3 protein-coding genes are annotated in these 10,998 nt (G+C 74.7%); all 3 read right to left on the bottom strand.

Annotated elements, in window-relative coordinates; all coding sequences use genetic code 11:
* Positions 1-49: 49 nt before the first annotated feature.
* Genes AB0F15_RS15970 through AB0F15_RS15960 form a run of 3 tightly spaced genes read right to left on the bottom strand, consistent with a single transcriptional unit; the run spans position 50 to position 10,868 of the window.
* Positions 50-1,402 carry a serine hydrolase domain-containing protein gene (locus tag AB0F15_RS15970; RefSeq protein ID WP_360270504.1) on the bottom strand — a complete coding sequence of 451 codons (1,353 nt, stop codon included), beginning with the start codon at positions 1,400-1,402 and terminating at the stop codon, positions 50-52.
* Positions 1,403-1,452: 50 nt separating this feature from the next.
* A complete protein-coding gene (locus AB0F15_RS15965) occupies positions 1,453-1,653 on the bottom strand; it encodes an MbtH family NRPS accessory protein (RefSeq protein WP_103352220.1) in 201 nt (66 codons plus the stop codon).
* Positions 1,654-1,682: 29 nt separating this feature from the next.
* Positions 1,683-10,868 carry an amino acid adenylation domain-containing protein gene (locus AB0F15_RS15960; protein WP_360270501.1) on the bottom strand — a complete coding sequence of 3,062 codons (9,186 nt, stop codon included), beginning with the start codon at positions 10,866-10,868 and terminating at the stop codon, positions 1,683-1,685.
* Between the last annotated feature and the right edge of the window lie 130 nt (positions 10,869-10,998).

Here is a 10,998-nt window from a genome sequence, read left to right as displayed (position 1 = left end):
CGGTTCCTTACGAGCGGGAGTTCGGGTGGTCCGGGACGCGGAGCGGGAGTCAGGACGCCCGGCGGTGGCGCCGGGCGACGCGGCCCCCGGCCTGCATGGCGCTGACGGCGCCGGTGGCCGGGTCGGTCAGGAAGCGGCCCCCGATGATCCGGCGGCCGGTGCCGGGTTCGCGCACCGAGAACGACCCGTCGCGCAGCAGCGCCAGCTCCGGGTAGACCTCGCCGTCGACGACGAGGACGGTGCCGCCGTCCGCGCGGACGTCGATCCGGTACTCCAGGTCGCCGTTGGTGTAGCTGCCCGACAGGTCGGTGGCCGGGCGGGCGGCGCGGTCGAGGGTGCGGGGCAGTTCGTAGTCGCCGACCGGCAGGCCGTCGGCGCGCAGGGCGGCGACCAAGTCCGTCCACAGCGCCGAGCCGGTGCTGCCGTTGGTGGTGAGCGCGACGACCCGGCCGTGCTCCGGGTCCACCCGCAGGTGGCAGGAGGTGCCGTCCGCGGTGCCGTCGTGGCCGGCCCAGTCCGCGTCCGCGCCCCGGTAACCGGCCAGGCCGAGCCCCCAGGTGTCGGCCAGGCCGAACGGCTCCGCCCCCGGCACCGGACGGCGCATCAGCTCGGCCAGGGCCGCCGGCAGCGGCCCGTCGCCCCCGCAGACCATGCGGCCGAAGGCGGCGAGGTCTTCGGCGCTCAGCGCGAGCGCCCCGGCCGCGGCCTCGGCGGTGGCCAGGGTCTGGGCGACCGGCCGGGCGCGGCCGGTGGCGGCGTGCACGGCGTGCCCGCTGAGGTGGGCGCCGCTCCGGCGCCGCGCGCCCGGCTCGACGACGAACGCCGCGGCGATCCCGAGTTCGTCGAGCAGCAGGGTGTCCATCGCCTCCCACCAGCTCATCCCGGTGATGGCCTCGACGACGTAGCCGGCCAGCACGTACCCGACGTTGGAGTAGGAGAAGCCCTGCCCGGGCGGCTGGACGAGCCCGGCGTCCCGGCACGCCCGCACGTACCGGCGGGCCGACCCTGCCCCGTCGGCGGCGGCGCCGAGCCCGGCGGGCAGCCCGCCGGTGTGGCTCAGCACCTGGCCGATGGTGGGTCTGCCGACCAGCGGGCCGAGGCCGTCCAGGTGCTCGGCGAGGGGGTCGTCCGGGTCCAGGTCGCCGTCGGCGACGAGCAGCATCGCCAGTGCCGCGGTGAACGCCTTGGTGATGGAGCCCACCGGGAACTTCGCCGTGGCGGCGATCCCGCCGGCCACGGCGGAGCCCGTCCGGCCGCCCTCGTGGACGACCAGCTGGGCGGCCGGCACCCCGTGCTGGTGGGCCAGGCCCGTCAGCAGCCGCTGCAGCCGCCCGTCGGCCGGGGGCCGCAGGTCCCGGACCGGGACCGGCAGGATCTGGGAGAACGTCGAAGGAGAGGGCATGGGCGGGAGACCTTCCGCGTCGGTGGGGTGGGGACGGCAGGAGGACCGGCTCAGCCGTCGGCGGCCATCTGCCGCTGCAGGCTCAGCGGCCGCATGTCGGTCCAGACCTCGTCGACGTGGTCCATGCACTCCTGGCGGCCGCCGCGGAACCCGTCGGCGCGCCAGCCCGCGGGCACCTCGTTCGCCAGCGGCCACAGCGAGTACTGGCCCTCGTCGTTGACCAGTACCTGGAATTCGGCGTCGTCCTGCATGTGCTTTCACCTTTCCTATCGGGGTTCGTTCAGTGGTCTTGGCCGGCGGCGAGCCGTTCGAGGTCCTGCAGGACCCGTTCTTCGACGAGCTCGGCCAGCGCCAGCACGGTGCCGGCGGTGAGCACGTCCTTGGGCGTGATTTCGACGTCGAAGGCGGACTTCGTCATCGACGTGATCCGCAGGCTGCGCAGCGAATCGCCGCCGAGGGCGAAGAAGTTGTCCTCGACGCCGACCCGGTCGAGCTCGAGGGCCTCGGCCCAGATGGCGGCGAGGACCTCTTCGGTCTCGGTTTCCGGGGCCGCGTACCCGGCGCTCTCCGCCGGTGCCGCCGGGGCGGGCAGCGCCCGCCGGTCCAGCTTTCCGTTGGCCGTCAGGGGAAGCGCGTCGAGCCGGACGAACGCGGCGGGCACGTAGTGCGCCGGCAGGGTCGCGGCGACGTGCTCTCGCAGCACGGTGTCGGTGCCCGGATCGGCGGCCACGTAGGCGATCAGCCGCTGGTCGAGCGCGACGACGGCGGCGTCACGGACGTCCGGATGCTTGCGCAGTACCGCCTCGATCTCGCCGGGCTCGATCCGGAAACCGCGGACCTTGACCTGGTCGTCGGCGCGGCCGAGGAAGTCGAGCGTGCCGTCGGCGCGCCACCGCACCAGGTCGCCGGTGCGGTACATCCGCTCCCCCGGCGCCCCGAACGGGTCGGCGAGGAACCGGGTGGCGGTCAGGCCCGGCCGGTCGAGGTACCCGCGGGCGAGCCCGGTGCCGGAGACGTACAGCTCGCCCGCGGCACCGATCGGCACCGGCCGCAGTTCGGCGTCGAGAACGCGGACGCGGGTGTTGCGGATCGGACGGCCGATCGGCGGCGTGGCCCCGGGTTCGAGGGGCTCGCTCCAGGTCGCCACCACGGTGGTTTCGGTGGGCCCGTAGGCGTTGATCATCCGGCGGCCCGGTGCCCAGCGGGCCACCAGGTCGGCCGGGCAGGCGTCGCCGCCGACCACCAGGGTGCGGAACGCGGGCAGCTCGACGTCCGGCACGCTCGCCATGGCCACCGGCGGGATCAGCGCGTGGGTGACGCCTTCGTCGCGCAGCACGGCGGCGAGGTGGTCGCCGAGCAGCGGCCCGGGCGGCGGCACGACCAGCGCGGCCCCGGCGGGCAACGCCATGCACAGCTCCAGCACCGAAGCGTCGAAACTGGGCGAGGAGAACTGCAGCACGCGGTCGCCGGGCCGGACGTCGAAGTGGGCGATTTCGGCGCCCGAGAAGCTCGCCAGGCCGGCGTGCGTGACGACGACGCCCTTGGGCGTGCCGGTCGAGCCGGAGGTGTAGATGACGTACGCGGGCGCCGTGAGCGGCACCGACCGGCCGAGCGGGGTGGCCGGCCCTGCTTTTCGGGGGTTCAGGGTGGCGGAGCCCCCGGCCCGGAGCGGAGCCCCGGTTGAGCACAGTCCGTGGGCCTCCGAGCCGTCGAGCACGAGCACGTCGGCCACCGGCAGCGGCGTCCCCGGCTTGGTCACCACGACGACCGGCTTCGCGTCGGCGAGCATGAACGCGATCCGCTCGGCGGGGTAGTCCGGGTCGACCGGCAGGTAGGCGGCGCCGGTCTTCAGCACGGCCAGCTGCGCGACGACGATCTCGGCCGAGCGCGGCAAGGCGAGCGCGACGATCCGCTCCGGACCGGCACCGCGCGCGGCCAGCACCCTCGCCAGCCGGTCCGCCCGCGTGTCCAGTTCGGCGAAGGTGAGCCGTTCGCCGGGCGACACCACGGCGACGGCGTCGGGCGTGCGGGCCACCTGGGTCTCGATCAGCTCGGTGAGGGTGACCGGCGGGACCTCGTGCCCGGTGTCGTTGAACGCCACGAGGAGCTGCTCGCGTTCGGCGGCGCCGAGGACGTCGAGGTCCCGCAGCGGCCGGGCCGGGTCCTCGGCCAGCGCTTCCAGGAGGTGCCCGAGCTGCCCGGCGAGCCGTTGCGCGGTCGCCTCGTCGAACAGCGCCGGGTCGTAGCCGATGCCGAGCGACAGGCGCGGGCCGGGCGCGGCCACGACGCTGAGCGGGTAGCTCGTCGTCTCCATCGCCTGCAGCTCCCGCAGCCGCACCCCGTGCGCGGCGACATCGTCCGCGGTGACCGGGTAGTTCTCGAACACCACGATGCTGTCGAACAGGTTCCGGCCGCCCTCGACGCCGCTCCAGGCCTGGACCGCGGTCAGCGGGACGTGCTCGAACCGGCGTGACTCGGCTTGGGCGGCCTGCAGTCCGCGCAGCCACCCGGCGACCGGGGCCGCCGGGTCGGCGGTGACCCGCACCGGCAGGGTGTTGATGAAGATGCCGGTGATGTCGTCGACGCCGGCCAGCCCGGCCGGGCGGCCGGACACGGTGGCGCCGAAGCAGACGTCGTCCTCGCCGCTGTGCCGGGCCAGCAGCAGCGCCCAAGCACCTTGCACGACGGCGTTGACGGTGAGCCGCTCGCGCCGGGCGAACGCCGCCAGGCGGGCCGTCGTCTCCTCGTCGAGGTCGCGGCCCACCCACGTCGACGAGCTCGCTCCGTGGGCGGACGCCGGGATCCGGTCGTAGGGCAGCGGCGTCGGCTCGGTGACGCCGCCGAGCTCACGGCGCCAGTACTCTTCGGCGCCGTCGGCGGTCTGGCCGCTCAGCCAGGTGACGTAGTCGGCGAACGGCCGGCGGTGCGGCAGCGCCGGCCGGGTGCCGTCACGCAGGGCCGCGTACGCGGTGCAGACGTCGGAGAGCACCTGGAAGACGCTCCAGCCGTCGAGCAGGACGTGGTGGAACGTCCAGACGAGCTGGACGGCGTCGTCCGGCAGGCGGGCCAGCGTGACCCGCACCAGCGGCGCGGTCGCCAGGTCGAACGGCCGGGCGCGGTCCTGGGCCAGCAGCTCGCGCAGGGCCTCTTCGCGGTCGCGGTCCCGCCAATCGAGTTCGGTGACCGGCACCCGCGCCTCGCGGTGGACCACGAGCAGCGGCTCGGGGACGTCCTCCCAGACGACGCTGCCGCGCAGGACCGGCGTCCGGTCGACCACGTGCTGCCAGGCTTCGCCCAGCACGCGGGGCTCGGTGACCCCGTCCAGGACCGCGGTGACCTGTTCGAAGTAGACGCCTTGGGACTCCTGGGAAAGCCCGTGGAAGACCATCCCGGCCTGCATCGGGGTCAGCGGGTGGATGTCGGCCACCGCGCGGCCGTCGCCGGCGATCCGGTCCACCTGCCGCTGGTCCAGCCGGGCCAGCGGGAAGTCGGCCGGGGTGCGGCCGCCCGCGCCGGGCGTGGCGCAGTGCGCGACGGCTTCGCCCAGCGCGGCCACCAGTTCGGCGGCCAGCTTCTCCACCGTGGCGGCGGTGTGCGTGTCGCGGGAGTAGTACCAGGTCAGCTCCAGCGTTTCCCGGTCCACGCGGCCGACGACGTCGAGCAGGTGCGCCCGGCCCGCGCCGTCGCCGACCGCCGAGTCCAGGCTGCCGGCGGCGCCGTCGAGCCGGCCCAGGTAGTTGAAGCTGATTTCCGGCGCGAGCGTGGGCGCGGTCCCGGTCAGGTACCGCAGCGCGCCGAAGCCCACGCCGCGGCGCGGCACCGCACGCAGCTGCTCCTTCACCGATTTGAGCAAAGCGCCCCAGTCGTCGTCGATCCGCAGCGCGACCGGGTACAGCGACGTGAACCAGCCGACCGTGCGGGACAGGTCGACGTCGTCGAACACGTCCTCGCGGCCGTGGCCCTCCAGGTCGACCAGCACGCGGTCGCGGCCGGTCCAGCGGGTCAGCACCCGGCCCAGCGCGGCCAGCAGCACGTCGTTGACCTGGGTCCGGTAGACGCCGGGGACGTCCTGCAGCAGCGCGCGGGTCAGCTCGGCGTCCAGCCGCGTGGTCACCGTGGCGGTGCCCTCGGCCGCGGCGTCCCCGTCGACGGGCAGGGAGCCGTCGACGGCGAGCGCGTCGCGCCAGTACGGCAGTTCGTCGTCGAAGCCGCCGGCCTCGGCGTGCGCGGCGAGCCGGTTGGCCCAGTCGCGGAACGAGGTCGTCTTCGGCGGCAGCGGACCACCGCGGTAGGCGGTTTCCAGGTCTTCCAGGAGGATCCGCCACGAGACGCCGTCGACGACGAGGTGGTTGACCGTCAGCCGCAGGGTCGCCGGGTCGAGCAGGTCGGCGGTGAGCAGCGGCCCGTCGGCGACGTCGATCGTGGCGCCCAGGATCTCGGCGGGCTCGGCCGGGGCGTTTTCCTGGCTCTCCCCGGTGAACCGCATCCGCAGCGCGTCGTGGTGCCCGGCCAGCGTGGCCAGCGCCGCGCGCAGGGTCTCGACGTCGAACGGCTCGGCGCGCTCGATGCGGACCGACTGGGTGAACGCGTCCGGGTCCCCGAAGCCGCCGTCGAAGAACCAGCGCTGGATCGGGGTCAGCGCGGCGGCGCCGCTGACCGGCCCCTGCTCGGCCACGGTCACCGCGGCCGAGCCCGCCGCGACGGCCAGCGCCGCGACGGTCTGGTGGGCGAACAGGTCCCGCGGGGTGAGGGCGAGGCCGTGGCGCCGCGCGCGGGAGACGACCTGGATGCTGAGGATCGAGTCGCCGCCGAGCTCGAAGAAGTTGTCCTCGACGCCGACGCCCGGCACGCCGAGCACGTCGGCCCAGACCTCGGCGAGCACGCGTTCGGTGTCCGTGCGGGGCGGGACGTACCCGGCCGCCGGCTCCGCGGCCGGCTCCGGCAGTGCCCGCCGGTCGACCTTTCCGTTGGCGCTCAAGGGAAGGGCGTCGAGCGTCACGAACGCCGAAGGCACCATGTAGTCGGGCAGGTCCCGCTGCAGGCACGCGCGCAGGTCGGCGGTGGCCGCGGTGGTGACGACGTAGGCGACCAGCCGCCGGTCGAGGGTGACGACGACGGCTTCGGTGACGTCCGGGTGGGCGGCCAGTGCCGTCTCGATCTCGCCCAGCTCGATCCGGAAGCCGCGGATCTTCACCTGGTCGTCGGCGCGGCCGACGAACTCCAGCACGCCGTCGCCGGTCCAGCGGACGACGTCCCCGGTGCGGTACATCCGCTCCCCCGGTGCCCCGAAGGGGCTGGCCACGAAGCGTTCCGCGGTGAGCCCTGGCCGGCCGAGGTACCCGCGGGACACGCCGGTGCCGGCGACGAACAGCTCGCCCGTCACCCCCGGCGGGACCGGGCGCAGCCCGTCGTCGAGGACGTAGGCGGCCATGTTGTCCAGCGGCCGCCCGATCGGCATCGCCTCCGGGACCGCGTCTTCGGGAGCCAGGAAGTACCGGCTGGCGAAGGTGGTGGTTTCGGTGGGGCCGTAGCCGTCGACGACGGTCAGCCCGGGGCAGGCGTCCCGCACCTGGCGGACGGCGGCGGCGGGGACGACGTCACCGCCGGTCCACACCTCGCCGACGCCCCGCAGGCACGCGGGATCCTCCTGCGCCAGCAGGCGGAACAGCCCGGCGGTCAGCCAGAGCGCGGTGACGCCCCGTCCGGTGACGAGTCCGCGCAGGACGTCGGCGTCTACGTCCCCCGGCGGCGCGACGACCACCCGGCCACCGTTGAGCAGCGGCACCCACACCTCGTAGGTCGAGGCGTCGAACGCCTGCGGCGAGTGCAGCAGCACGGTGTGGTGCGCCTCGCCCGCGAAGGAGCGGTCCGAAGCCAGGCCCACGATGTCGCGGTGGGTCACCGCCACGCCCTTCGGCGTCCCGGTCGACCCGGACGTGTACATCACGTACGCCAGGTTCCCCGGCTGCACCGGCACGGTCACCGGACCGTCGGTGGCACCGGCCTCGTCCACCCGGACGGTCGATCCACTGTGGACGTCCACGACGGACCGGTCGGTGATCACCACGGAGACGCCCGCTTCGGCCAGGACCAGGCGCATCCGGCTCGCCGGCGCGCGCAGGTCGACCGGCACGTACGCGGCGCCGGCCTTGAGCACGGCCAGCTCCGCGACGACGACGCCTGCCGACCGCTCCAGCAGCAACCCGACCCGGTCCTCGGCCCGGACACCCAGTTCGATCAGCCGGTGCGCGAGCCGGTCGGCGCGGGCGTCGAGCTCCGCGTACGTCAGCCCGTCGACCGCGGGCGCGTCCGGCGTCCGGCGGACCTGCTCGGCGAACCGGCTCACGACCGTGGCTTCGGGCACCGGGTGGGCGGTGGCGTTGAACGTCCGCAGCACGCGTTCGCGGTCGTCGCCGGTCAAGAAGCCGAGCTCGCCCACCCGCTGACCGGCATCCGCGGCGATGCGGTCCAAGACCAGGAGCAGCTGTCCGGCCAGCCGGTCGATGGTGGCCCGGTCGAACAGGTCCGGGTCGTGGTCGAACGTCACCGTCAGCCGTTCGCCAGGCGCGACGACCACGCTGAGCGGGTAGTTCGTCGGCTGCAGCTCGCCTTCCTCGTGCAGGCCGATCCCGTGCGCGGCCACGGCTTCGGCGTCGAACGGGTAGTTCTCGAAGACGAGGATGCTGTCGAACAGCGTGGTGCCCACCCAGCTTTGCAGCTGGGCCAGTGAGACGAAGTCGAACCGGCGCGAGCGGGCCTGGCCCGTCTGCAGGTCCCGCAGCCACTCCGCCACCGTGAGTCCGTCGTGGACGGTCACCGGTGCGGGCAGGGTGTTGATGAACAGCCCGGCCATCGCCTCGACGCCCGGGAGGTCGGCGGGCCGCCCCGACACGGTGGTGCCGAAGACGACGTCGGATTCCCCGCTGTAGCGGGACAGCACCAGGCCCCACGCGCCCTGCACGATCGTGTTGAGCGTCAGGCCGGCGCGGCGCGCCAGCTCCCGCAGCCCGTCGGCGGGCGCCGACACCCGGACCGACGCGGCGGACCGGGCGCGGTGGGCCTCCACCGGGCGGCGGTCGTAGGGCAGCGGCGTGGGCATCCGGAGGCCGGAAAGCTGCTCGCGCCAGTGCTCTTCGGCGGCCGCGGTGTCCTGCTCGCCGAGCCAGCGCAGGTACTCCCGGAACGGCGGCCGGTGGCCCGAACCCGCAGACCCGGCGTACCGGGCGCACACCTCGCCGAACACCTGCGCCGCGCTCCAGCCGTCGAGCAGCACGTGGTGGAAGGTCCACACCAGGAGCACGTCCCCGCCGGGGAGCCGGGCGAACGCCAGCCGCAGCAGCGGGGCGGCGGTCAGGTCGAACCCCCGCACGCGATCGGCCTGGAGGAACCGTTCCTGCTCGCGGGCGCGCTCGTCGTCGTCCAGTGCCGTCCAGTCGAGGTGGGTGACCGGGACCGTGACGGACCGCTCGACGACCTGGACGGGCTCGTCGAGGCCGTCCCAGACGACGCGGCTGCGCAGCACCGGCGTCTCGTCCACGACCCGCTGCCACGCCCGGGCGAGGCGCTCGGGGTCGGTGATGCCGGACAGCCGCAGCCGCACCTGGTTGAAGTAGGTCCCGGCCGCGCCGTCGACGAGGCTGTGGAAGACCATGCCGGACTGCATCGGGGTGAGCGGGTAGATGTCCTCGACCGTCCGGCCGGTGCCGGCGAGCCGGTCCACCGCCGCCTGGTCGAGCCGGGCCAGGGGGAAGTCCGACGGCGTCCGGCCGCCGGCGTCCGGCCGGGCGCAGTGCCCGACGATCCCGGCGAGCGCCGCGAGGAGGGCGTCGGCCAGCCGGCGCACGGTCGCCTCGGTGTGCACCCCCGTCGAGTAGTGCCAGGTCAGTTCCAGCTCGTCGCCGACGACCGCGCCGACGACGTCGAGCTGGTGCGCGCGGGTCTGCCCGGGGTGCGCGGCGCCGCCCAGGCTGCCGCCGTGGTCGAAGCGGCCCAGGTAGTTGAAGCTGATCCGGGGTTCGAGGCGCGGCGCGGTGCCGGCGAGGTAGCGGAGGGCCCCGTAGCCGATGCCCCGGCGCGGAATCGTGCGGAGCCGCTCCTTCGTCGTCTTCAGGGCTTCGCCCCAGTCCTCGCCGGACGAGGTCAGCTCGACCGGGAAGATCGAGGTGAACCAGCCCACGGTGCGGGACAGGTCAATCCCGGGGAACAGGTCCTCGCGCCCGTGGCCTTCGAGGTCGACGAGGACCCGGTCGCGGCCGGTCCAGTCCCGCAGGACGCGGCCGAGCGCGGTCAGCAGGACGTCGTTGACCTGCGTCCGGTACGCCCCCGGCACGTCGTGCAGCACCGCCCGGGTCGCTTCGGCGGGCAGCCGGACGACGACCGACCGGGCCGAGCCGTAGGTGTTTTCGCCCGCCGCGTCGACCGGCAACGCCGGGTCGGCGTCGATCGCCGCCCAGTGCGGGAGTTCGTCGTCGAAGAAGCCTTCGGCGGCCCGGCTCGCCAGGGTGCGCCCCCAGTCCCGGAAGGACGTCGTCCGCGGGGCGAGCTCGCCGCCGGCCAGGAGGGTTTCCAGGTCCTCCAGGAGGATCCGCCACGAAACGCCGTCGACGACCAGGTGGTGCGCGGCCAGCGTCAGCGTCGTGCCGGACAGCTCGGCGCGCAGCAGCGGTCCCTTTTCGAGGTCGATGGTGGCGCCGAGGACGTCCTCGGCGTCGGGTGCGTGCTGCTGGCCGTCGGCGGTGAACCGCAGGCGCAGGGCGTCGTGGTGCCGCTGGAGATCCCGCAGCGCGCGGCGCAGCACCGCCGGGTCCGGCTCCGCCGCCAGTTCCACCGAGACGGACTGGACGAACTGCTCGGGGTGCACCGGGTGCGGGTCCAGGTACCAGTGCTGCACCGGCGTCAGCGGCACCTCGCCGGTCACCGGCTCCGCGTCGGCGGCCACGGCGGGGGCGGCCGGTGTCGCGGCGAGCGCGAGCGCGGCCACGGTCGGGTGGTCGAACACCTGGCCGGGCATCAGGTCCAGACCGGCGCGGCGAGCACGGGACACCACCTGGATGCTGAGGATCGAGTCGCCGCCGAGCTCGAAGAAGTTGTCGTCGGCGCCGACGCGGTCCGCCCGCAGGACCTCGGCCCAGATGCCGGCGAGCAGCCGCTCGGCGTCCGTGGCGGGCTCGCGGTACCCGAGCCCGGAGACGAAGTCGGGGGCGGGCAGCGCCCGGCGGTCGACCTTCCCGTTCGCGTTGAGCGGCAGGGTTTCCAGCGGGACGAACACCGCGGGCACGAGGTAGTCCGGCAGCGACTGGAGCAGGAACTCGCGCAGGTCCGGCGTCCCGCTCGTGACGACGTAGGCGACCAGCCGCTTGCTCCCGGCGCTCGGAGCCGCGACGACGACGGCCTGGCTGACGTCCGGGTGCGCGGTCAGCGCGGTCTCGATCTCGCCGAGTTCGACGCGGAAGCCGCGGATCTTCACCTGGTCGTCGGCCCGGCCGACGAACTCCAGCAGGCCGTGACTACCGGGGCTTCGCCCCGGGCCGGGGGCTCCGCCACCCGGAACCCCCGCAAAGCCGGCGTGACTACCGGGGCTTCGCCCCGGGCCGGGG

Origin of the sequence: Amycolatopsis sp. NPDC026612, assembly GCF_040638285.1 — a bacterium.
GTDB lineage: Bacteria > Actinomycetota > Actinomycetes > Mycobacteriales > Pseudonocardiaceae > Amycolatopsis.
This window is presented reverse-complemented; position numbering and strand designations above follow the sequence as displayed.